The sequence below is a fragment of the Methylobacterium sp. PvP105 genome (assembly GCF_017876975.1).
GTDB classification, from domain to species: Bacteria; Pseudomonadota; Alphaproteobacteria; order Rhizobiales; family Beijerinckiaceae; genus Methylobacterium; species Methylobacterium radiotolerans.
In genome coordinates this window covers 5,561,075-5,582,638 of the sequence record NZ_JAGIPA010000001.1, presented here as the reverse complement: position 1 = coordinate 5,582,638, position 21,564 = coordinate 5,561,075, and the positions used below count along the sequence as shown (strand labels likewise).

At 69.0% G+C, this 21,564-nt stretch carries 27 protein-coding genes and 3 pseudogenes; 8 read left to right on the top strand and 22 right to left on the bottom strand.

Annotation, left to right across the window (positions count from 1 at the left end):
• Positions 1-55: 55 nt before the first annotated feature.
• From J3A75_RS27255 to J3A75_RS27220, 8 genes are all read right to left on the bottom strand, one after another.
• Positions 56-730 carry a hypothetical protein gene (locus J3A75_RS27255; protein WP_043074447.1) on the bottom strand — a complete coding sequence of 225 codons (675 nt, stop codon included), beginning with the start codon at positions 728-730 and terminating at the stop codon, positions 56-58.
• A 93-nt stretch (positions 731-823) separates the two neighbouring features.
• Complete coding sequence (locus tag J3A75_RS27250) at positions 824-1,105, bottom strand: hypothetical protein (RefSeq protein ID WP_043074446.1); 282 nt, start codon at positions 1,103-1,105, stop codon at positions 824-826.
• 92 nt (positions 1,106-1,197) lie between these two features.
• A complete protein-coding gene (locus J3A75_RS27245) occupies positions 1,198-1,707 on the bottom strand; it encodes a hypothetical protein (RefSeq protein WP_059409973.1) in 510 nt (169 codons plus the stop codon).
• A 114-nt stretch (positions 1,708-1,821) separates the two neighbouring features.
• On the bottom strand, positions 1,822-1,971 hold the full coding sequence (locus J3A75_RS27240; protein ID WP_160536115.1) for a hypothetical protein: 150 nt from the start codon (positions 1,969-1,971) through the stop codon (positions 1,822-1,824).
• A gap of 98 nt (positions 1,972-2,069) precedes the next feature.
• Positions 2,070-2,591, bottom strand: coding sequence for a hypothetical protein (locus tag J3A75_RS27235; protein WP_059409974.1), 522 nt, complete (start codon positions 2,589-2,591; stop codon positions 2,070-2,072).
• 2 nt (positions 2,592-2,593) lie between these two features.
• Positions 2,594-2,830: a hypothetical protein gene (locus J3A75_RS27230; protein WP_043074443.1), complete on the bottom strand. Its 237-nt coding sequence runs from the start codon at positions 2,828-2,830 to the stop codon at positions 2,594-2,596.
• Positions 2,827-3,066: a hypothetical protein gene (locus J3A75_RS27225; protein ID WP_043074442.1), complete on the bottom strand. Its 240-nt coding sequence runs from the start codon at positions 3,064-3,066 to the stop codon at positions 2,827-2,829. The genes J3A75_RS27230 and J3A75_RS27225 overlap by 4 nt, the downstream gene beginning before the upstream one ends.
• Positions 3,063-3,407, bottom strand: a complete 345-nt coding sequence (locus J3A75_RS27220) for a hypothetical protein (RefSeq protein ID WP_245337773.1) — start codon at positions 3,405-3,407, stop codon at positions 3,063-3,065. The genes J3A75_RS27225 and J3A75_RS27220 overlap by 4 nt, the downstream gene beginning before the upstream one ends.
• A gap of 185 nt (positions 3,408-3,592) precedes the next feature.
• Here J3A75_RS27220 and J3A75_RS27215 point away from each other — a divergent pair, with 185 nt between their 5' ends.
• Together J3A75_RS27215 and J3A75_RS27210 are read left to right on the top strand one after the other, a co-directional pair.
• On the top strand, positions 3,593-4,066 hold the full coding sequence (locus J3A75_RS27215) for a hypothetical protein (RefSeq protein WP_312892895.1): 474 nt from the start codon (positions 3,593-3,595) through the stop codon (positions 4,064-4,066).
• A gap of 97 nt (positions 4,067-4,163) precedes the next feature.
• Positions 4,164-4,787 carry a hypothetical protein gene (locus J3A75_RS27210; protein ID WP_052516918.1) on the top strand — a complete coding sequence of 208 codons (624 nt, stop codon included), beginning with the start codon at positions 4,164-4,166 and terminating at the stop codon, positions 4,785-4,787.
• Between the two features lie 75 nt (positions 4,788-4,862).
• Here the strand turns inward: J3A75_RS27210 and J3A75_RS27205 are convergent, their stop codons facing one another.
• The 11 genes from J3A75_RS27205 to J3A75_RS27155 all read right to left on the bottom strand — a co-directional run bounded on the left by J3A75_RS27205 (position 4,863) and on the right by J3A75_RS27155 (position 12,615).
• The gene (locus J3A75_RS27205) at positions 4,863-5,171 is read right to left on the bottom strand and encodes a hypothetical protein (protein ID WP_043074441.1); all 309 of its coding nucleotides are present in this window, start codon (positions 5,169-5,171) and stop codon (positions 4,863-4,865) included.
• Positions 5,172-5,637: 466 nt separating this feature from the next.
• Positions 5,638-6,069 (bottom strand): hypothetical protein, encoded by a 432-nt coding sequence (locus J3A75_RS27200; protein WP_043074440.1) that lies wholly within the window; start codon positions 6,067-6,069, stop codon positions 5,638-5,640.
• Between the two features lie 121 nt (positions 6,070-6,190).
• A complete protein-coding gene (locus tag J3A75_RS27195; RefSeq protein ID WP_059409976.1) occupies positions 6,191-7,309 on the bottom strand; it encodes an RNA ligase in 1,119 nt (372 codons plus the stop codon).
• A gap of 1 nt (position 7,310) precedes the next feature.
• Positions 7,311-7,550, bottom strand: coding sequence for a hypothetical protein (locus tag J3A75_RS27190; protein ID WP_043074439.1), 240 nt, complete (start codon positions 7,548-7,550; stop codon positions 7,311-7,313).
• Between the two features lie 36 nt (positions 7,551-7,586).
• Positions 7,587-7,814 (bottom strand): hypothetical protein, encoded by a 228-nt coding sequence (locus J3A75_RS27185; RefSeq protein WP_043074438.1) that lies wholly within the window; start codon positions 7,812-7,814, stop codon positions 7,587-7,589.
• A 2-nt stretch (positions 7,815-7,816) separates the two neighbouring features.
• Entirely contained in the window at positions 7,817-7,978 is a 162-nt protein-coding gene (locus tag J3A75_RS27180; protein ID WP_160536113.1) for a hypothetical protein, read from the bottom strand.
• 203 nt (positions 7,979-8,181) lie between these two features.
• The gene (locus tag J3A75_RS27175) at positions 8,182-8,418 is read right to left on the bottom strand and encodes a hypothetical protein (protein WP_043074437.1); all 237 of its coding nucleotides are present in this window, start codon (positions 8,416-8,418) and stop codon (positions 8,182-8,184) included.
• Positions 8,411-8,614 carry a hypothetical protein gene (locus tag J3A75_RS27170; RefSeq protein WP_043074436.1) on the bottom strand — a complete coding sequence of 68 codons (204 nt, stop codon included), beginning with the start codon at positions 8,612-8,614 and terminating at the stop codon, positions 8,411-8,413. The genes J3A75_RS27175 and J3A75_RS27170 overlap by 8 nt, the downstream gene beginning before the upstream one ends.
• A 302-nt stretch (positions 8,615-8,916) precedes the next feature.
• Positions 8,917-9,828 carry a hypothetical protein gene (locus J3A75_RS27165; RefSeq protein WP_043074435.1) on the bottom strand — a complete coding sequence of 304 codons (912 nt, stop codon included), beginning with the start codon at positions 9,826-9,828 and terminating at the stop codon, positions 8,917-8,919.
• A gap of 95 nt (positions 9,829-9,923) precedes the next feature.
• Complete coding sequence (locus J3A75_RS27160; protein ID WP_043074434.1) at positions 9,924-10,298, bottom strand: hypothetical protein; 375 nt, start codon at positions 10,296-10,298, stop codon at positions 9,924-9,926.
• 199 nt (positions 10,299-10,497) lie between these two features.
• Entirely contained in the window at positions 10,498-12,615 is a 2,118-nt protein-coding gene (locus tag J3A75_RS27155) for a hypothetical protein (RefSeq protein ID WP_059409977.1), read from the bottom strand.
• Positions 12,616-12,782: 167 nt separating this feature from the next.
• Between J3A75_RS27155 and J3A75_RS27150 the strand changes: the two are divergent.
• From J3A75_RS27150 to J3A75_RS27140, 3 genes and pseudogenes are all read left to right on the top strand, one after another.
• Positions 12,783-13,593, top strand: a pseudogene (locus J3A75_RS27150) (IS5 family transposase).
• 76 nt (positions 13,594-13,669) lie between these two features.
• Positions 13,670-14,995 carry an IS701 family transposase gene (locus tag J3A75_RS27145; protein ID WP_063111814.1) on the top strand — a complete coding sequence of 442 codons (1,326 nt, stop codon included), beginning with the start codon at positions 13,670-13,672 and terminating at the stop codon, positions 14,993-14,995.
• A gap of 1,009 nt (positions 14,996-16,004) precedes the next feature.
• Positions 16,005-16,762 (top strand): annotated as a pseudogene (locus tag J3A75_RS27140) (IS5 family transposase).
• A gap of 244 nt (positions 16,763-17,006) precedes the next feature.
• Here the strand turns inward: J3A75_RS27140 and J3A75_RS36680 are convergent.
• Together J3A75_RS36680 and J3A75_RS27135 are read right to left on the bottom strand one after the other, a co-directional pair.
• Positions 17,007-17,242: pseudogene (locus J3A75_RS36680) on the bottom strand (IS630 family transposase); the annotation flags it as partial.
• A gap of 871 nt (positions 17,243-18,113) precedes the next feature.
• Complete coding sequence (locus tag J3A75_RS27135; RefSeq protein ID WP_202130960.1) at positions 18,114-19,421, bottom strand: TAXI family TRAP transporter solute-binding subunit; 1,308 nt, start codon at positions 19,419-19,421, stop codon at positions 18,114-18,116.
• Positions 19,422-19,678: 257 nt separating this feature from the next.
• Here J3A75_RS27135 and J3A75_RS27130 point away from each other — a divergent pair, with 257 nt between their 5' ends.
• The 3 genes from J3A75_RS27130 to J3A75_RS27120 all read left to right on the top strand — a co-directional run bounded on the left by J3A75_RS27130 (position 19,679) and on the right by J3A75_RS27120 (position 21,086).
• Positions 19,679-19,912: a hypothetical protein gene (locus J3A75_RS27130; protein ID WP_043074418.1), complete on the top strand. Its 234-nt coding sequence runs from the start codon at positions 19,679-19,681 to the stop codon at positions 19,910-19,912.
• Between the two features lie 75 nt (positions 19,913-19,987).
• The gene (locus tag J3A75_RS27125; RefSeq protein ID WP_179239941.1) at positions 19,988-20,161 is read left to right on the top strand and encodes a hypothetical protein; all 174 of its coding nucleotides are present in this window, start codon (positions 19,988-19,990) and stop codon (positions 20,159-20,161) included.
• A gap of 133 nt (positions 20,162-20,294) precedes the next feature.
• Positions 20,295-21,086 (top strand): 2-keto-4-pentenoate hydratase, encoded by a 792-nt coding sequence (locus tag J3A75_RS27120; protein ID WP_043074417.1) that lies wholly within the window; start codon positions 20,295-20,297, stop codon positions 21,084-21,086.
• On the opposite strand, the gene J3A75_RS27115 is transcribed toward J3A75_RS27120, so the two are convergent.
• Positions 21,073-21,534: a PTS sugar transporter subunit IIA gene (locus tag J3A75_RS27115; RefSeq protein WP_059409527.1), complete on the bottom strand. Its 462-nt coding sequence runs from the start codon at positions 21,532-21,534 to the stop codon at positions 21,073-21,075. The two genes, J3A75_RS27120 and J3A75_RS27115, sit on opposite strands and share 14 nt — an antisense overlap.
• Between the last annotated feature and the right edge of the window lie 30 nt (positions 21,535-21,564).

Sequence of the window (21,564 nt, the reverse complement as noted above, 5' to 3'; positions counted from 1 at the left end):
GTCGCCCCTTAGTGAACGGATCGTATCACCAACTGGAGGAAGTGAACACACGCGTTCACCAGACGAGTGCCTCCATCGCATCGGCGTCGTCGTCTGGCAGCTGCACCGGCCCTCCGAGCATCGCGGCCTCGCGCGCATACGCGGGTGCGACGAGGTCCCAGAGGTCCGGGGCCAGCACGGAGAAGGCGGGCACGACGACGGCGGCGCCGAGCTCGAATTCCTCCGCCACGTGACGGGCGGCCTCCAGGGCGACGCGTGCGTGCTCGGCGCACGATGCCCTGCTCGTCTCCACCCGGGCTCGCATGGCCGCCGCGACGCAGGCCTCGGCTTCGGCGATTGCCGCCCGGCACAGGGCGGTCCCGTTCTCGCGGAGGCGCGCGTGCTCCGTGCTGCCGCCGGCGATGTGCGCCATCGAGCGGCCGGCGCAGAGGGCCGACACGTTCGGGACGGGCACGACGCGTTCGGACGCGTGGCGCACCCTTCCCCTCGCCACGTCCCGGATCTCCCGCGTCCGCAAGGCCTGGGCGAACCTGTTCAGCGCCGGTGTCAGGCGAGGGGATTCGACGGCCACGAACAGCGTGTGGCTCGGACCCGAGGGACGGATCGGCCCGTACAGCGACGTCACCCCATGCAGCAGGCGCAACGGCGCGCTTTCGTGGTGCTTGAGCGACGTGACGGACGCGGCCTCGCGGAGCGCCCTAAGCAGCGTGTAGTGACAGGTGCGTTCCATGACCGCCTCCGAATGGCATCGGCCCTTGTCGGGACGGCCCTGGCCGAGGGCGGTCCGGAGAAGGGCCGGGGCACGGGGCCCCGGCTGCTGGGTTCAGTCGCGGTAGTTCCCGAACCCATCGCGGGGGCGGTCCCAGTCGTGCGCATCCTCACGCTCGTCGCGGGCGATGCGGGCGTCGTCGGCGGCCTCGCGGTACGCGACCTCGGCGCGCTCCTCCGCGGCGGATGCCGCAGCGATCGCGTCTGGGGTGCCGTGGGCGAACGCGGCGGAGGAGGCGTCCCGGGCACGGACGAGTTCGCGGTAGGCGGCCGCGCTGGCGGCCTTGGCGGCATCGTAGTTGGCGCGGGCACGAGAGTGGGTCTGGGAAGATGACACGGGTGTCTCCGAAGTTGGCGGGGCGGCTCGGCTGAGGCCCGTGCGAGGCCGGCGAGATCCGCGGAATCGCGGCGCCGGCCCCGAGGCGGGCGTCAGTCCACGCCCTCTGCCAGGGCAGCAACGTCCGGGACGTACAGGCGGGCATCGGTCACGCCGACGTAGCCGTCGGCCATCGCCTTTTCGGCAACCTTGCGGGGGCAGTCATGGATCACGACGACCGCGTCCACTACGGTCCGCCAGTTGGCCCTGGAGCCGCCCGACGTGACGGATCCCTCCAGGCGGACCACGCCCTCGCCGAGCTTGGCGCTCGAGTCCCGCCCGAAGGCCCGGGCAATGACCCGGCCGGCGACCTCGACGGGTCCCTGCCAGCTGTCCTTCTCGATGTGGCACTGCAGGGAAACGGTGTCCGGCTCGCCCTCGCCGTCGCCGCCGTAGGACCGCTTGAGTGCGGCCCGGACCAAGGCCTCGTTGCGGGCGTCGACGCGCCAGGCCGGGGACTCCCAGCGGCCGCCCATGTCTCTGAGGCGCTTGTTGAAATTCGTGTTCATGTGCGGCGTCTGCACCAACAGGTCGGTGCCGGACTTGGTGATCTGAATGGCCACGTGGCGTTCTCCGAGATCGTGCCCGCGAGGTCGGGCGGGTGGGTAGGCCCCTCGACGAGCCGCCCTTGCGCGAGGGCGGCTGGTGGAAGGGCCGGGGCGAACCCCCGGCGGTGGTCAGAGGACGGTGGGGAAGGGGAGGACCTCGCCGGTCACGGGCAGCTCGACGAGCTCGGCGTTCTTGGCCTCGACGATCGCCACGAGGGCGTCGAGGGGGATCTCGATCGAGGTCTGAGGGATCGTGGGGGTGGTGGTGGGCTGGGTCATCTTGGCCTCCGCGAGAAGCGTTCTGCTCTCTCAGTGAACATAATGGTTCACTGAAACGGAGGCAATGGGTAGGTGAACGTTTTTGTTCACCATGTCGCTCAGGCGCCACCCCTGCCGCCAGCGCCGCCCTCCGCCGCTTCTCTGGCCAGGCGGTTGCGCCGCCTGGTCTCTGCGGCGCGGCGGGCGGCCTCGCGCCGTTTCTCCGCCTTGTGCAGATACTCGGCGTCATCGACGTCGAGCCGAGCGAGGGCCTCGCGGGCGTCGCCGGTCAGCAGGGCGAGATCGGGGTAGCGCCGCCAGACCCTGCGAGCCCGGTCGTAGCCGATCGGGACTTGGCGCTCTCCGTCAAGCAACCGCACGCGCTGGGGGGCACCCGGCGCGAGCGGCGGCGGGAACCAGAGGCCAGCGCGGCCGCCGTCGAACAGCAGGACTTCGGCGGTGAGGCCTCCGATGGCGTCGTGTTCGATGGCCGTCACGAGGACGACGGGGAGAGGCACCTCCGGCGGCACCCAGGGCAGCGCCAGGCGGAGCAAGGCCTTGACCAGGGCGTCCTCACCGGGGGCGACGCGCTCGACGACGAGCAGGTCGTCCAGCGCGGGGATCAGGGATTCCTGCGGCATGGCTACTCCCCCCACCGGATGCCGGTGCGGACGCCGGCGAGCCAGGCGAGGGCGCCCAGCGCGACGTACGCCCAGCCCCACGTCCCGACCCAGACGACGGCCATCAGCTGCGGGCTGTCGGTGCCGAACAGCGCGACCCCGGCCGGCGTGAGCGTGCCGGCCGTCAGCAGCCGGTCGATGGGCTCGCCCGCCGCGGCGGCGATGCCCTCCCTCAGGGCGGAGCGGAGATCGGGAATCATCGGACCGCCCCCGGCTTCGCGGGCGCATCGACGGGGCCGTATCGCCGCGGCAGCTCGGCGAGGCCGAGGGCGGCCAGGACGCGCTCTCCCGGATCCCGCTTCCCCGCGAGGACTTTGCCGACGTAGCTCTGGTTGATCTCGTGCAGCCGCGACCAGACCCTCTGTCCGCCCGCAATCCGGACGGCGGCTGAGAGCACGATGCGGACGTCCTCGTCCGTCAGGGGGCGCCGGCTCACGACCGGGACTCCCGCAGCGCCTCGCGGCCCCGCTCGTCCGTGGGCAGGCCGTGCCGGGCGGCGGCCTTGGCGATCGTGCTGGGCTTGCAGCCGTAGGCCGCGGCGATCCGGGCGATCGGGATGTCGGTGTGCGCCAGGGCCATAGCGAGCGCCTGGGCGTTCGGCGCGCGCCCATTGGGCTTCCCGATGCCGAGCCGCCGGCAACGGTAGGCGACGCGGTGCTCCTCGACGCCGTGCATCCGCGCGATCGACGCCCTGGTCTCACCCACATCCAGGAGCTGGCGCAGCAGCGCAGGCGGCGCCCGGTACTCCCCATCCCTTATGTACATCGGCGCGCCCATCCCCTTGCCTCCCGGTCCCTTTGAGTCCACGATTGGCCTCAGTGGTACGAGATGTAATCGCAAATTTTGCGGTTAGAAAGGGTTCTACGATAACGAACGCGCCCCATGGTGAATCGAGGCTGAGTCCTGCCCAGGACTCGCCCCCGGCGTCCGGGACGGTGACGGTAGTGATGAGGGCCGGGGCCGTGCTCCGGCCGGTCCTCGTGTGGAGCGGGACGCGCACGCGCCTGGAGGACCGGCTGGTCGCCGGATTCCAGAGCTATCCCAAGCGGCCGCACTACATCGACGAGGCGCAGACGACGTGGAAATCCGCGCACGACCTGCCCGTCGGCGCGGTCGTGACGACCGCGCGCCAGACGCCATGGGATGACGATACGTACCTGGTCACCCCGGACGGCCTGAATGCCATCACGCGTGCCCAGGCGTGGGACATCATCGACCCGGCCGGCGCCGAGGACAGGGCCGCCGAGCGCGAGCACCACCACCGCGCCGACTTGGAGGCCCTGCCGCTGCATCTCACCCGATTCGTCGGCCACCACGGGTTCCAAGACGGGGTCCACCCGGCCGGGAATTCCTATTATTTCGCAGAGAGATGCACGCGCCGGCAGGCTTTCATGCGCCGGGCCACCCGGGCGGAAATCGCGGCCCTCGGTGGCTAGTGCGCGCCTGCGCGCTTTGTGGCTCTCATGGCGGAGTGCTCTGCTCCGGATGAGGGGCCGGCGCCAGTGACCGCGCCCCCTACGCACAGGGGTTCACATGTCCTTCTTCGCCCGCCTCGCCTCCATCTTGGCCCGCATCATGGGCGGCCTGGGCACCGCCGTCGGCTACGGCCTGCAGGTCCCCGGCGCGCTGCTCAGGAGCGTCTTCCCGAACCCGGCGCTGACGCCCCGCCGCGTGGCCGACGACGCCGTCGCCGAGGACGACGCCACCGACCCGGGTTTCAACTTCGAAACCCCCGGGTTCGGGCTGTTCGTCCAGCACGCCGCGCAGGCGCTCAAGGATGGCGGGGAGGCCGCGTTCGCAGAGCATGTGCCCCACATCTCGGAGCCCGTCGCCGACTGGCTGCGCAGCCTCAACCGGGCCGAGCTCGCCAAAGTCTGCAAGGTCGCGGTGCCGGATCTGACGCGCCACGTCGCCGCCAAGACCGTCGCCGAGGGCTCGCCCCTGCTGCCGTCCTACGTCCGATTCGTCGAGCAACAGTCGGCGGCAGAGGCGCGCAGGACGGTCGAGATCGCCGTGATGGCCGCGAAGGCCCGGACCTCGTTCAAGACGATGGAGGCCGAGGTGGCCGCGATGGCGAAGCGCGGGCCGCGCCCGATCGCGGAGCCGACATGGGACGAGCGCCACGACCTCGGTGGGGCGCGCCCCGCCTTCCGCTGAGCCATCCCCAGGAACGAAGAAGGGGCCCGCCGGTCATCCCGGCGGGCCCCTTCTCTTTTGGCGGTCCCCGGCGGCTCAGATGCCCAGGGCTTCCCGGAGCGCCGCCGTCATGTGCCTCTCCTGCGCCAGTGCCTGCCGCAGCGCCGCGATCTCCGCCTGGGCGGCCCCAAGGCGGGCCTCGGCCTGGGCCGCACGCCGGAGCGCGCCGCGCTGCGCCTGCCGGGCCTCCTGGAGGCGGATCGCCAGCTCCGTGACCGAGTCGACGGCCTGCTCGCGGCGGATCCGGTGCTCGGCCTTGGCGATGGCGATGCCGAGGCCGATCGAGCTTCCGACCCTGGCCATCGTCCCTGTGACCTCGATCGCCGCTGCCGTCCCCATGCTCATGGCCGTCTTCCCTTGTTCCGTGAGCCCAGGAGAATCGAGTGGGAGTCCCGGGTCAACGGGGGTCCGCTGGCCACGGTTAAGGGATCCCTGGCCGGGCCGCGGGCCGACGTGCGCCCGACGTCGGGCCGACGTCGGCCTTAAATAGCCTTTCTGTAATTTTGTATTCAGCCCGATAAGCGACTCTCGCGACTCGGGAAATCGACGTTTTCCGAAATGGCTAGGTACAAGAAGCGCGTTACTAGGGGTTCAGGAGCGTTCCAGGCGGGGTGTCCCGTATTGAATCAGGAAAGCCCCGGTCGCGGAAGCATGGGCGAGCGTTACTCGTCTGTGGATAAGCTGCGTTGCAACGGGGGGTGGACGTGCGTTGCAACGCGATTTCCGGTCAGGCACTCCCTCGTTACACAATAGGCAGGTAACGGTAGGACAACTCGTCGGCGTGAATTTCACTCGCCTCCGGAACGATGGCCTAGACGTGGGTGCCCGCGATCCCGACAGCGACCGTGGCCCCGAATAGCGCAGCGCCCGTGTTGACGAACTCGATCAGCGACCCCGGCGACACGAGAAGGGCCCCGGCCCCTGTCAGCGGCATGCTCCCTCCGCCTGCGGGGATCGCGGCCGGGGCGACGGTGGCTCCGTCGACGTGGATCTCGAACGTCGTGGCCGGCGGCGAGGCGGCCGAGGTCGGCGAGGGCAGCAGCACGATCCCCGAACCGGTCCAGGCCAGCGGGATCGAGATCGGGGTCGCGAGCCGGCGCACCGCGCACGTGCCCGCCGGGATCCGGTTGGCCGTCACGTCCACGGGCGAGCGCATCGAGAGTTGACGCGAGCGCGAGAGGACGGTCTCCGACGTCCAGTAGGGATAGCCGCCCGGGTCCACGCTGCCCGGCGCGCTGCCCACGGGGATGACCCTGGTCGGGTCGGTCCAGACTGCATCCAGCCGTGGCGGTGGATGCGACCGCCAGACTCGGCGATGGGGATGGCCCGCTCCAGGGTCATCAGTCCCTCGACCATGCCCATGGTCAGGCCTCATCATCCAGCATGCGGCCCATGGCGTAGGACGGCACGTAGCCGTCGAGGACGTTCCCGCTCGGCCTGATGGCCCGCAGCATCGCCGTGTAGACCTTGCCCTTCAGCACCCCTCCGGCCTTGCGGTAGGCGAATAGGAACGGCCGCACGTCCTCGGGCTGAGCCGCGAGCGTCAGGCCGAGCTCGCGGTCAGACAGGTGCTCGACAGCCTTGGCGGCGGCCTGGATCTTGGCGGCCAGCGCCATGGCACGGCCATCGAGGATTCTGACGATCGCGTCGAAGTCCCCCCAGAACTCCTCGGGCAGGTCGCGGCGCTTGTCGTCGAGCGGCAGACCGGCGTTGAGCACGTCCCACACGGCGAGCGGCGTGCAGCGCGAGATCAACGCGTGGATCCGCTTGTACTCGGACCCCTTGATCTTCAGCCGCGTGCCGTCGCTGAACCGGACGACGAACCCCTCCATGGTGCGGGGCATGTCGCCGGCGATGCGGACGAGCTCCGCGATCGACTGGAACGGGTGCCTCCACGCTACGAAGAACCCGGTGGCGTCGCCGACCTGCAGCATCTCGGACCTGTCGAGCTCACGTCCGGTGTCATCGTAGGCGCCCAGGAAGACCAGCCCGGAGGTGACGTAGCGGACGACGATCACGTTCTCCGGGTAGAGCGCCTCGAACAGGTAGGTGGTGCCGGGCACCAGGGCCGAGGTGTCCCGGGCATCGAGCCAGGCCTGCGCCCATGCCGCCTGGGTCGAGACGAAGGCGCCCTTGGTCGCCGTGCGCCACCGGCCGGCGTGGTGGAAGGCGATGATCAGGCTGCCGTCGAGCTTGTCGAAGGCCTCGAAGGGTAGGTCCGGCGCCACGCCCCGGCGCTCGCCGAGGTTGAAGAAATTCGGGAACGGGGTGGCCACGACGGCTTGCTCCGCCGGGTCGACGATGAGGCCGCGGGCCACCAGCGAGAACGCGTCCCAGGCGTCGTCGTACACGCACCGCTGGGTGTAGCAGTAGATGTGCAGCCCGGTCTCGGGGCACTCCTTGCGGCTGACGAGGCCGCGACCGCGCGCAGCCTCCAGGCCCGCGACGAGGTCGGCATAGGGGATCGTGCGAGCGGGGTGCATCTCAGCCTCGTGCTTCGTGGGTGGCGGTGGTGATGGCGGTGGCAGCCGGGGCCAGTCCGAGCTCACGCCGCAGGTCATCCCGTGCCGCGAGCAGGCCGTGCCGGTAGGCCTGGTGCGCCCACGGCAGGATCCCCTCGGGCGGCTCGGGCTGCCACGCGGCGAGGTCCCGCTCGTAGCCGTCGAGCTCCTGCCTCGCCGTGGCTGCCTGCCGGGCGGCAAGGCGCTCCTGTGCACGTGTCATGGATCGCTCCTGAGGGAGGGGCCCCGATTGAGGCCCCTAGCGCGCCCGCTTCCGCTTCGGCTGCCGGTCCGTCTCCGCCGGCGGCAGGCCAAGCTTCCGGCGGAGCTGGTCCCTGCGCTTGACGAAGGTGGCGAGGTCCAAGGCGAGGAGCGCCGCGGGGATGCCGGCAGGCGGCTCGTCCCTCACCTTCCGGACGGTCTCCTCCATCTCGGCCAGCTCCTGGCGCCAGCGGCTCTCGGCGAGGCTCTCGTCGAAGATCGGCATGGTCAGCGCTTCCTTCTCTTGGCGGTTTCACGGAGGATGTCGGCGATGCCGTCCCGACGGGGCCGGGGACGCTCTGCGGCGGCCAGCGCGCCCACGAGGACGACGGCGAGGACGAGCACCAGGGCGGCGCCCCAGATGACGAAGTCGAGGGCGAGCTCAGCCATCGCTGCGCTTGCTCCAGGCGATCGCCTTGCCAATGGCGACGCCGATCGGGACGGACGCGACGGTCCAGACAGCGATGACCTCGGGCACGGTCACGGGCGGCTCTCCCGGCTATGGGTGGCGAACAGGGCCAAGGCGACCGAGGCGAATAGGAGGGTCGCTCACGGCAGGGTCACGATGAGCAGGAGGGCGAGGCCGGGCGGGCTCACCACGCGCAGGCTCCGGCGGGCTCAGGCTTGGGGACGATGCCGAGGGCCTCGTGCCGGGCGGCGAGTCTGTCCTCGATCGCGGCGATGCGGTCCTCGACGGCACGGGCCCACGCGGCAGATGCGGCGTACCGGACGGTGTCGCGGTCGGCCTTCCACGCCTCCAGGCGCGCCACGAGCTCGGCGGTCGTCAGCCGGTCCAGGAACTCGTCGCGCGGGAGGGCGGAGCTACGCATCGCCGCCGACCACGACATAGGTGACCCGGCGCTCAACCCCGACCGAGGCCAGCAGCCTCGGGCCCGGCGTACGACGTCCCTGCAGGACGTCCCGGACGTGGACCTCGCTCAGACCGGCCTTGCGCGCGAAGGCACGGACGGAGCCAACCGCCGAGACGAAGCTGATGATGCGTGCGAGTACGGCGGCTTGATCCATGTCCGGGCCGGGATCCTGTTCGCCGCGAATCCTCGTCGTCCGCTGCGAGCCAAGAAGCTAACAGGCGCGCACGCCTGGAACAGCGCTCTCGGGCGGTTCGATTTCAGAGTTGACGTGACGGCTCCTAGGAGAGGTCCGCATCCGATGTCTACAGGCGTGTCGGAACAGCATGCGGAGTTGCCGGAATGCCACATGTACATGTGTGCACCCCGGACATGTACATGCCAGCGACGTCGGCGATGCTTCGGGTACCGTCCAGGCTTTCTCAGAAATACCTGGACGAGGGGCCTCAATCGGGGCCCCTACCGTCCCTTGCGGGCCATGTGCTCCAGGCGGTCCGTGAATTCTTGGGCGAGCCGGTCCGGCATCGTCTCGGCGGCCTCCTGCATCGCCCGCTGCCAGCTCGGCGTGGCGATCGGCTTCATCTCGGCCTTCGGGGTGCTGAGGAGGAGGAGCCGCGGCACGTCGTTGTTCACGACCTTCGGGACGCTGACCTCGGTGCCGTCGCGCCGGGTGAACTCCGTCGTCGGGGCGGACATGCGGCCGGCCTTGATCGCCCGGGCCGTTCGCTTGCGGCCGACGCTGGCCACGACCCGGGGCGGGCGAGCCCAGATGCCCGGCTGCCACGTGTAGCCGCTAAGGGCCTTGTCCCCCGGCCTGACCTCGAACACCCCCCACCGGGCCGAGCCGGCGGTCATGCCGGGGGTGCCGATGTTGCGCTGGTAGCCCCGGGCGGCCATGCGGGCGATGTTCTTGGCGTCCCGCCCGGGGACCTTGTCGCCGGCGCCGGGGCGGCCGAGGCCGGTGTAGCTGATGGCCCCCGGGTTCGGGATCTTCAGCAGCGTCTGGTCGGCGAAGTAAGCCTCCACGCCGACGTCGCCGGGGAGACGGGTCTGGTTGCTGTCCCCGAAGGCGTACTTCAGCCATGTCGACTGCAGCGGCAGGACGAACACGGCGGCCGAGGCCTCGCCGACGGTCGTGACCTTGTTCAGCAGGTCCTTGTCGACGACGTACCGGACGGCGTCCCGGGTTGCCCGGTTGGGATGGTCGAAGGTCGTGTCCACGGACCGGCGCCACCGGTTCGCGCCGTCGATGACGGTCCCCGTCAGGGCGTATTGGACGGCGCGGGGGAAGCGGTCGAGCCCGAACGACTCGAACGCCTGCTGGGCCTCGCGGACGGCCTTGGCGACGTCGAACCGGACGGACAGGGACACGGGGCGGCTCCGGGAGATGGCGGGGCTGGAGGAGGTCCTCGACGGCCGCCGCGGGAGTCTACGCTGGCCCCCGGAGGGAACAAGGCCGGGACAACTCAGGCGGCCTCGGCGACGGCCGCGGCGGGATCCGGAGGGGCGCCGAGACGCAGCCGCTCGCGGACGGCCTCGCGGGCCGAGGCGGGATCCATGCCGGCCTCCTGAAGCCGCTCCCGGGCCCGGCGGACGACGTCGACGAGGGGTAGGGCCGGATCCCGGCGGCCGGTGGCCTCGCGGGCTTCGATGTGCAGCCGGACGAGCGTCGCGACCACGGCGGCGTCCACCGCGGCGACGTCGGCCTCGGCTTCCAAGGTTGCGAGCCGGTCTGCGCGGGCCTCGCGCCACCGCCTGTTGCGCTCGCGGCCGCGCTCCAGGCGTGCCTCGTAGATGGCCTGTGCGATGGGGGTGCGGGACTTCTTCCGGGGCTTGGCCATAGCGGGATCCGGCGGCGTTGCAACGCGCGCAGCATCGGATGCCGGGATGCAAGGATCAAAGGACGGACGGAAGGCGGGGTCCAGAAACACGGAAGCCCCCGCGGTAGTCCGCAGGGGCCTCACACGTGTGGTGCACGTCCCAACCAGCGACGGCAGGTGAAGGGATTCTAGCGGACCACCATGCCCGCCACAAGGGCGTTCAGCGACCGGACGCCCGGCGGTAATCCTCGGCGGAGGCGGCGATTTCCTGAGGGGTCATAGGGCGCCGCGCAGCCGAGGAGCGGGGCGCATCGGCGATGGGGCGACGCCGGGTGAAGGCCCGGACGGGGCGGGGCTGCCGGACTTTGCGGGGCGGAGGAACGGCGAGCGGCTCCAGGTGCTCCGGGAGGCTCGTCCACTCACCGGTCAAGCTGAGGACGACCCGGCCGTGGAACCGGTCCTTGGGGTCGTCGATGACGACGTAGCCGACGTCGGGGGCGACCTCGATCATGACCGAGATGTCCGAGATGCGCCGAACCTTGGGCTCGGGGTAGGGGGCGGGGCCAACGTCGACCTCGGCCGTCGCGAGGGGGGCAGGGCCCGGGGCGGAGCCCCCGATAAAGCGTGACGGAAACCGAACCCCCAGGTCCTCGGATTCGCGGACATCGGACGGCTCGATGACGGTCTCGACCGGCTCGACCGCGACGGGCTCCATGGCGACCGGTTCGGCGAGGGGCTCGGCCGGGGCAGCCGCCGCTAGCTTCATGGCCTCGATGGCCCACGTCCGGCCACGTCCCGTGGCAACCCGGATGGCCTCGATTGCCGCGTCCGCCGTCCCGCACTCGGACCGGATGGCCAGACCCTGACGGCCCGCCTGGAACTTGGCGTCGGCCCGGTCGGCGCGGGGGACGGCACCGTCCCGGATCCTCTTCGCTGCCTGCCGCTCCCTCGGCGGGATAGACCTTGCCTTGCCAGGGCGGACCAAGTTCAGGCCCGCGGCATCCGCCTCCTCCTGGGTGACGCCGAGCAGATCGGCCATCTTGGCGCCGGAGTGGTGGAACAACACGTTCCAGACTTCGTCCTTGTACTCGGACGTCTCGCCGGCCTCGTGCCGCCGCATCCTCCGGCCGAGGCTCTGGAGGCAGTCCAAGGCGTCAGGGACCGTCAGCCCAGCCATGTGGGCGTACAGCGCCGCCCAGGTCTCGGGGTTGCCGCCATGGATATGCGCGTGGCAGTTCGCGACGAGGAACAGCCAGCAATGGCGATGCCCCTTCGCGATGCCGCCGCGGTGCCCGTGGAGGCGCATCAGGTCGGCGAGCATCCGATCCCTCACCCCGGCGGTACCGGCGTACTGCCGGGCGCGGCCGACGTTCCGCTGCGGCCTGCTCCGAGGGTTCTGGGCCTTCCACGGGGCCCTTTCGGCGAGTCGCCTGCGCAGCTCTGTGCTCGTGATCGGGAGCACCGAGTCGGCGAGGTCGTCGAAGCGGCACCTCTTGATGTCATCGATGCAGTCCGGCCAGAGCCGTTCGCAGTACGAGTCGGATGCCTGGTTGTAGCTACCCCAGATCCGGAGCACGCGGCTGGAATCCTGCGTGCCGCGGTCCAGGCCGGCGTCGCGGAACGCCATCCACATCCCGACGAGTCGGTTCTCCTGGGCGTCGCGGTCGGGGTCGTCGTACCGCCTCGCCGGGACGCTGCCGTCATCGGTCAGGGTCGGGCCGTAGAGCGCGTCCATGACCCTCTGCACCTTGCCGGCGGCCTCGCCCGGCAGGGCTTCGCAGGCCCAGGCCGCGTGGAGCCCGCGGCCGCTCCGCGTCCAGTAGCTCGGAGCCGGGACGCCGGCAGCGGTGATCGCTGCTGTGAGCAGGACCTGCAGGTCCTTCAAGGGCATTTCGCGGTAAGGAAGGGGGTTGCCGTTCTTGTCCTCGGCGTAGGGGTCGAACTCCAACCAGGCGTGCCCGACGGAGCACAGGGCATCCCCCTTCCGGCTCCAGGAGAACCTATTCATGCTGACGAACTGCGCGTCCCTCAGGATGTCACACGGGATATCGCCGCGCGCGCGGATCAGGGGGAATTGGCGGTAGGTGCCATGCCACTTCGAGGAGAGGACGATGTATCCGTCCGAGCCCTTGGGATGGAGGATCCGGATGTGCTCAAGCATCTCCATCACGTCGCGCGGCAAAAGGCTGTGCTTGGCGTTGCGCGGCTTGCTACCATCTCGCGTGGCTAGCAGGAACGCGGGGACGATGGGACCCCGCACAGCCACGGCCTCGCCCTGCAGGCTGCCTGCACCCGCGGCGGGAATGGCTTTCGGGGAGACATGGGTTCGGGGCGCCATCTTCCGTCGCTGTGGGTTAGGCGCGGGCACCACTCCGCGCGTCGAGCCATGAGGCTAGCCCCGGACCCAGCAATCTCCAAACGGGCACCGACACGCAGAACTACCTAGGCCGCTTCCCCTAGAGGCTGTTATGGACCTGCGTCGGGCTGATGCTCAGATGAGCGGGGATGAGCCCGACCCGCAAGTCGTATCCGTCCGACGTGTCCGATGAGGAGTGGGCGCTGGTCGCGCCCTACCTGACGCTGCTGCGTGAGGATGCCGGTCAGCGTGAGCATGCGTTGCGCGAGGTGTTCAACGGGTTGCGCTACGTGGTCAGGAGCGGCTGCCCGTGGCGGCTGATGCCCCACGACCTGCCGCCCTGGTTTGCCGTGTATCAGCAGGCCCAGCGCTGGCTGGCGGCCGGCTGTTTCGAGCAACTGGCCGAGGATCTGCGTGCGGTGCTGCGCATGGCGGCCGGTCGGGCGCCGGAGCCGAGCGCGGCCGTGCTCGACAGCCGGACCTTGCGCTCCTCACCCGAGAGCGGCGAGCGGGCCGGCTACGACGGAGCCAAGCGCAAGAAGGGTTCGAAGCTGCACATGGCGGTGGATACCCTCGGCCACCTCCTGGCGCTGCATGTCACACCCGCTGATGCCGATGATCGCGCTCAGGTCGCCCGGCTGGCCAAGACCGTGCAGGCGGCCACCGGCGCGAGCGTCGAGATCGCCTTCGTCGATCAGGGCTACACCGGCGAGAAGCCGGCCGTGGCCGCCCGTGCGCACGGCATCGAACTGGAGGTCGTGAAGCTGCCCGAGGCCAAGCGGGGCTTCGTGCTGCTCCCACGCCGTTGGGTCGTCGAACGCTCCTTTCCCTGCTCCACACGCTTCCGCAGGCTCGTCAAAGATTACGAACGCTATGCAAGCACCCTGGCAGACCTGCACCTCGTCGCCTTCGTCTGCCTTCATGCTCAAAAAGGCCGCTCAACTCGCCGCAGGTTCATAACAGCCTCTAGCACTACCTGGGCACTTTGAGGGGCGGTGGGCGTTTTGATCCCGCGGTGGCACTGCGGGAGATGGACATGGGCGAGAGATCGTCGGGGCCGGACCTCGATGTATGGCTGGCCCCGTTTCTGGCTGCGATGGGGCGCAAGACGCGGCGGACCTGGGCGCCGCTGTACCTGCGCGGCCTGCTCGGCCCCGGGGATCGCAAGAGCCTGCAGCCGATGGCCGCCCGTCTCGGGCTGCCGGGTCACGACCAACTGCAGCACTTCATCGCCAGCCCGGCCTGGGACGACGGCCCGCTCTGGGCGGAACTCACCCGTACCGCGGACCGGCTGGTCGGCGGATCCGACGCCTGCCTGGTGATCGACGATACGGCGCTGCCGAAGAAGGGCACGCGCTCGGTGGGCGTGGCGCGCCAGTACTGCGGGCACCTCGGCAAGAAGGCCAACTGCCAGTCGCTCGTCTCGCTCACCCTGGCGCGGGGCGAGGTGCCCGTGCCGGTTTGCCTGCACCTGTTCCTGCCGGAGGAGTGGGTCGCCAACCCGAAGCGGTGTGAGCGGGCAGGTGTGCCCGAGGCGGCGGTGGTGCCGCAGAGCAAGGGCGAGATCGCGCTTGCCGAACTCGACCGCCTGCAGGCCGAAGGCGTCCGCTTCGGTGTGGTACTGGCCGATGCCGGCTACGGCTGTAGCGCCCTGTTTCGGCATGGCCTCGACGCGCGCGGGCTGACCTGGGCGGTGGGGATCGCCAAGAACCAGAAGGTCTACGATCCCGACGTGCGGCTGGTGGAGCCGGGCGGGAGGGCGCGCAGACCCGTGCCGGATCAGGAGCCGCAGGAGGCCGAGGCGGTTCTCGCTGCGCTGCCGTGGCGGCGCGTGACGTGGCGACAGGGCACGAAGGGCGCGCTCGCGGCCCGGTTTGCCATGACCCGCGTGCGGGTGGGCGACGGTCCGATCTGGGGCAACAACCGCCATCTGCCGGGCGCCGAGGTCTGGTTGGTGGGCGAGTGGCGCGCCTCGGGCGAGCGCAAGTACTACCTCTCGAACCTGCCGCCCCGCACGACCCGGCGCGCCCTGGCCGGCACAATCAAGGCGCGCTGGGTGTGCGAGCAGGGCCACCAGCAGTTGAAGGAGGAACTGGGCCTCGACCACTTCGAGGGCCGCTCCTGGACCGGCCTGCACCGGCACGCGCTGATGACGTGCATCGCCTGCGCCTACCTGCAGCACCTGCGCCTGGCTGGGCCCGACCGGACGGATGGGGGAAAAAAAGGTGGCCGGCCTACCGGGACCGCCACCGTCTCCGAGCCTGCCCGCCGTGCGGCAGGCCATCATCGGCCGCCTGTTCGTCGGCCTCATCCCACCGGTGCGATGCCCGCACTGTCGCCGCCGCTTCCGGCTGCCGTCTGACCTCAAAGTGCCCAGGTAGTGCTAGGGGGAGGCCCATGTCGGGGGCATGCCGAGTCCGGATCCAGCCCGCCCGGCGCGCGAATCGACGGCCACGATTCGGTCCCAGGGCCGGCAAGATCCGGATGGCCCATCCTCGGCCTGATCAATTATGACTGAGTACTGGTCGGACGGTAATTACCGTGCACTTGAGATGCGCCTCCCTCTCGGAGGGCGGGCCGCAGTCGCGGTTTCGGTAAAGCCGTGAGAGCTTCAGACGAGGTGTGGTCGCGAGGGCTGGCCGACTAGTTTTCGTGTGTGGTCAATAGCAAGGAGTTTGAGGTTAGCGTATCAAGTCGCCAAGCTCTTCGATGTCAGACCTACATCCAACGATCGGCCGTCTCGAAGATTTTGGAAGAGTCATAGTCCCCGCTAAGATGTCTCCCGCTACGCCGAGGATTTGGCTAGCTCGATGTAGCCAAACGCGTTCAGGCGTGAGCAGAATACACCGATCATCGTTCGCTAATATTACATGCTCTGGGCGTCTAGATATTAATCTTGATCTGATTGCGAAAGCCCAAGCTCGCGGCGGCGTGACTGTGAGCAGCAGCGCAAATGGATTATCTTCGTTGTAATTGAAAATATGAACTGATTTGATGACATTGTAGGGTATAAATTTTCTTGCATCCTTGGTTAGTGGTGCAAAATTCCAGATCGGGTCATCGGATAAGTTGCAAGCAACAGGTTCAATTTGAATTTTTAATTTAGGGTCGTAAGTCGCCCCATTCTGAAAAGGAAACCGGTTAGGTTTAATTGATCGCCAGATTCGAGTCATTCTGATTTATCCCAAAATATAAATCTTTCAGACCGCCTCAGAAAGATAGTTTCATCATGGCTTTTGCTTTGCGTAAGCGAGATTTTTGGCAGGGACCAGCCTAAAGCGGTGAGTGACTAGGGTGTGAACCGAACCAAGGCGTTGCAGGGTTTGTCGTTTTGTGATTCCAGGCGGCCGTTTTGCGGCCTGGAGGTAGCGATGGCGGACCTGTTCTGGCTTTCGGATGAGCAGTGGGCGGTGATCGAACCGTTCATGCCCAAGGATCAGCCCGGCCCCGAGCGGAAGGACGACCGGCAGATCATCTCGGGCATCCTGCACGTGCTGACATCGGGCTGTCGCTGGCGCGATTGCCCGGCCGCCTACGGCCCGCGTACCACGGTCTACAACCGCTTCAACCGCTGGTCGCGGCGCGGCTTCTGGAAAGCCATGCTCGCCGCGCTGGCCACGGCCGGATGGGCAGGTGATGCAGCCGCCCTCGACAGCAGCTACGTCCGGGCCCACCGCTCAGCCCATGGCGGCAAAGGGGGGCGACGGCGCAGGCTATCGGCCCGTCGCGCGGCGGCCAAACGACCAAGATCCACGCGCTCACCGATGTCCTCGGTCGCCCTGGCGTCCTGCTACTGACGCCCGGCAACACCAGCGATGTGACCACCGCTCCGGCGGTCTTGGCCGAAGCGCCTGGTCGGATCCAGCGTCTGGCCGCCGACAAGGGCTACGATGCCGACTGGCTGCGCGCTGACCTGCGCAAGAGCGGCATCACGCCGGTCATCCCGGGCAAGCGCGGCCGCAAGCGGAAGATCCGCCATGACAGGCCCCGCTATCGGGAGCGCTGGCGGATCGAGGCGACCTTCAACCGCCTCAAAGACTTCCGCCGCATTGCCACCCGCTACGACAAACTCGCCCGCAACTACGCCTCGGCCCTCGCTCTGGCCGCCGTCATCGCCTTCTGGTGCTGATCGAGTCCACACCCTAGCACGCGCTCATACATAGAATGGGGTTAAGACGCCATATGACTCCAGAGCTGAAGCGACGGCTACTGGTCGAATCGTGCAACGCACGTTCACAGACGTATCGGAACGTTAAGTCGAGTTGCTGTGCGGCAACACCTCTGCAAGCGTTCAACGCTCAAGAAGCTTAGTGCCGCGTCCCGGTTTTCTCGCTAAGCATTATGGCAAAGGTCACAACTAGAGCCATGCCCGCTCACGTGGCGACGGCCAAGTTAATTTCGTGCCCGGCGGCAGCGATGCAGATGCTGCACTCATCGACCGTGAACCGAGTGAAGGCCTGCCGGATGGTGTACCACAGCTCGGGGATAGTCCGGGCCACCGCAGTTCGGAGCAGGCCCTTCAACTTAGCGAAGATCTGCTTGATCGAATTGAAGTCCGGCTGTTGGGCGGGAGGTAGAGCAGCCTCGCCCTCACGGCCTCTATGGCCTTCCGCGGAAGACTCACGGGGTTAGCCAGGAACAGCTTCTCTGTTGCGCAGGTCGTTCACGGTGGGTGCCTCTCCACACGCGAACCCGTCCCCATGATGCAGCTTGTCATCCCGGGACGGGATGGCGCCGCAGGAAACCGAGCAGGATCGCGTTGAACCGCGCGGGCTGTCGGAATGCAGTCAGTACGCCCGACGCGATCATCGTCTGCTTACTGGATCTCGCTTGGGCCAACTGAATGGCTGTGATAGGCGCGAAGCCGAACGGCCGATTTTGCAATCATTGTCGACTCGGCATGACGTCGTCGGGCCGAAAGCGGAATGGCTGCTGTTAGGCTCAGATTGCGGGCAAGCGGACGTTCAGCGCGGCTAATTTAATGGGCTCAGAGTGCCGTCCTCAGGACCATCCACATCATACCACTGAAGGTCTGCATCAAGTTGCGAATCGGGCGTGACGCTGCTGATGCTGGCGCAAGCTGACGCCCAGTTTTTGCACCCCGGCGCAATGATGTGCTCTGAGGCGCAAAGTTCTGCTTAGATATATCTCAAGTTAGCCAAGTGGCAACAAATTAAACCTGAAGATATTTCGATTGATCGTCTTCCCTTTTTTGCAACCCGGCTCCCGGACCTGATCATCAAGGACTACGCCGTGCTGGCAGGCCGGTGGCCCGTCGTTTCCGAGGCAAAACCGGCTACCTGCGCGCACGCGCCTTCGGCGCAAGCCTAGGCATCGCTAGGACCCGCAGGCATCGAATGTTTCGAGACTGGCAAGCACCACTCATCGCGCCGCCGCCATCTCGGCAGCCTCGGCCTCACCTCTGCGGCCACCGACAAAAATACAGGTTGCGGCGCCCGGCGGCCTCGCACGAGTCGATATCACGTCGGCACTCCGTTCCGGTCCAAGACCCGCTTCACGGTCGAGCGCGCCGCCTCGATGGCCACTGTGGCGGCGCCGAGCGTCCGCGGTTCGGTCGGCCTATTCAGGGCATGGCGGGCAATGCTCCCGGCGAGGTCGTCCACCTCGCCCGCCATCGCCTCCAGGCGCGCACGGTCGGTCTCGCGGCGCGCCTCCGAACGAAGCTCCAGCAGCCTCCCTATGGCCACCTCGATCCGCTCCCGGCGGATGCGTCCGAGGCGCTGCCGCAGCCACGCGGCGGTCGAACCCAGTCCACCACCGAGGATGGCGACGAGGTAGATCCAGCTCTCGTAGCGCTCGATGAAGGTCTCCTGCTCGCGCTCGTAGTAGTCGATGGCACCCGGATGGCTGGGCAGGCGAGCGCTGGTTGCGTCGGCGGTGTCCTCGTAATCGGGGTGGGTGACGTCCTCGGCCGCCGGCACGGTCTCTGCGAGCGCCGTGCGCATCTCGAACAGGTGCTGGGTCACTTCCGCGGCCACGCTGCGCGACAGGCCGGAACGGGCCATCAGCCGGTAGGACGAGCCCACGGTCGCGACGTCCTCGCCGGGGAGGCGCGGGTTGCCGCCGTACAGGGCCGCAGGGACCGTGACCGCTTGCAGGCGCGGCCACCGGGCCAAAAGGGCGGCGGTGTCGGGAAACCCGATCAGCGCGACCTCGCCGGCTTCACTTGCCTCCCCCACGAGGCCGACGATCCGTCTCGCGGACGGGAGGGTGGGCGTCGTCACCAGCGCCATGGCGTCGATCCGACCGTCGCGGAAGGCGGCCGCGACGTCGGACTTCTCCACGGGAACCAACGCGACGGACTTTCCGCCCACGACACCGGTCGGAGGATTGGTCAGGAGTTCAAGCCCATCGTGGGCGAGGAGATCCCGCAGCAGCGTGCGATCCGCCGTCCGCGCGGCCAGCATGCCCAGCCGCTTCCCCGCGAGGTCCGGGATGGCCTTGATGCCGGACGCTCCGGGAGCCACGACGAAGGCCGCGAGCTCGCGCAGGATGGCGAGCGTGAGGCCGTTCCCCGGCAGCGCGACGTCGGGCCTGACCACCGCGAGGTCGGCCTTGCCGCCCCGCAGTGCCTCGGCGCTTTCCTGCACGCCGCCGAACGCGACGACCTTCAGGCGGACGGCGAGCTTTCGACGGGCGAGTTCGTCGGCGTAGGCCTGCAAGAGGGCTGGCTCGGTTCCGCCGCTCGGGGCGACCGCGATGGTCAGAATCGTGGCCCGGGTCAAGTAGAAGCCAGTGGCGACGAGAAGGATGAGCAAGAGCGCCAAGCCGAGGGGCAGCCATGCCCCGCGACCATCCGGAAACGCTAACTTGCGCACGACTGCCCCCCAACCTCGCCGGGTCGACCGGCAGTAGCGCCCAGTTGGGCGGCGGGCCTCCCGATTTCGAGGGGACGGAAAGTCGGCACCAGAAATCCTAACGACACACTTACGGAATCGACGTCGCTTCCCGCTCGAACCCTAACGCATTCGGGCCCAGCTTAGGGTCGCGGTTCAACGAGGACCGCGCGAACCCCAGACACACGATGTCTCCCACCATCCACGTTGCCGCCATCCATGCCGAGGCCCCCGCCTCGGACGCGGCCCGGTTCATCGTAGGCCAGGACCCGGAAGGGCACTGGGTCGCCATCGAGACCCACGGGCGGGCCGGCGGCATCTTCCGCAGCCGGAAGGCCGCCGTCGACTACGCCGAGGACGAGACCGACCACCGGCCTGACGCGGTGTTCCTGTCCGGGGAACGCGTCGAGTTCCGCATCTGAGAACGTGCCCGGCCCACTGGAGCGGCCGGGCCGCGCTTCCCATATCACTCCCGTAACAGATCCCAGGGGTCACCCGTGTCCACCCGTTCCGTCCGAGCCCGCCACTTCCGGCACCTGGGTTCCGGGCGCCGCAGCGCAGACGCCGTCCGGACATCGGACCTCGTCCTCGCGGTCGCGGGTGTCGCCACGCTCGGCGGCTTCTGCCTCCTGCTCGCCGCCGACGTCCTTGGCGACCTAGTGGGCATCTGACGCCCTTCGAACGGCGGGCGATGCGGTCGGCAGGTCCTTAACGGGATACTGATACAGCGACCCCGTCCGCCTTCTCGAACCCTTATGCGAGAGCGTGCAGGCTCCGGGACCTTCCGTGTTCCCAGAACTTGCCATGCTCGCCCTCCGCACCGCCAGCATCGACCCAGACGCGCAGGGGCGGCGGCTCGCGCAAGCGCGCATCGCAGGCAACCTCGCCGACGTCGACCTTTCGTCCGTGATGACCTTGGAGGATGCCGAGGACGTATCCGACGCGACCGTGAGGGCGCTCGGCTGGGCGCAGATCGGCTACGCCCTCGTCGGCACGCATCCCGCGGTGGCGCGCACTCTCCGGCTGGGCGGGCCGGTCGTCGGACCGCTCCTGCGCGAGGCCATCCTGGACGACGGCGGGACGCTCCGGCTGCCGCGCGGCGCGCTCGGCGCCAGCGTCGGCCTCACCTTCATGATCGGTCGCTCGTTCCCATTCACCGACGAGGAGGCGACGACCGCGCGCAACGCCCTCGGCGCCTGCGCCGCCTGCCGGCTCGACCTGCACATCGTCGGGCGGCGCACCGCGCTGCCGACGGTGCTCGACGAGCGGGCGGCGACAGCGGACCTCGGGCTGGAGGTCGCCCACGTGGCCGGACCATGGATCGACGGCTGGATGAGCGCGGACATCGCCGCCGGAGAGGCGAGCCTCGCCATCGACGGGAACGTGGTCGCCCGTGGCCACGGGCGCGACGTCATGGGCGACCCGCTCAACGCGGTCGCGTGGCTGGCACGCCACCTCGCCGACCGCGGCTCGGGCCTGAACGGCGGCGACCTCGTGTCGGTCGGCAGTTGCTGCGGCCTCGCGCAGGTGTTGCCCGGCCAAATACTGACGGCCAGGCTTGGCGGGCTCGGCCCAATCTCGCTCAGGCTTTGCTGAGCATCCGGTCGCCGACGACGGCGTGCAGCGCGGCGGCGTCGCGGGCGCCGCGCAGGGCCGCCGCGGTCTCAGGGTCCCGCAGCCACCGCGCCACGCAGGCCAGGGCGTTCAGGTGCCGCCCCTCGCTGCCGGCGGGGAGCAGCAGCAGGAAGACGAGGTCGATCGGGCGGTCGTCCACCGCGTCGAACTCCATCGGATCGCGCAGCCGCGCCAGCAGGCCGAACGGTCGGTCGATGCCTTCCAGCCTCGCATGGGGCAGCGCCACGCCGTCCCCTACGCCGGTCGAACCCAGTTCCTCCCGCCTGGCGAGGGGGGCGAGGATCACGTCGACGGCGAGGCCGAGCCGGTCCGCGGCCCGCGCGGCCAGGCTCTCCAGCAGGGCTTTCTTGGATGGGGCGCGCAGGCCCGCCAGGACGTCCTCGGGCGCGAGGATCTCGTCGATGGTCATGGTGCCGGCCGGCGGGGCGTCGAGAGCGGC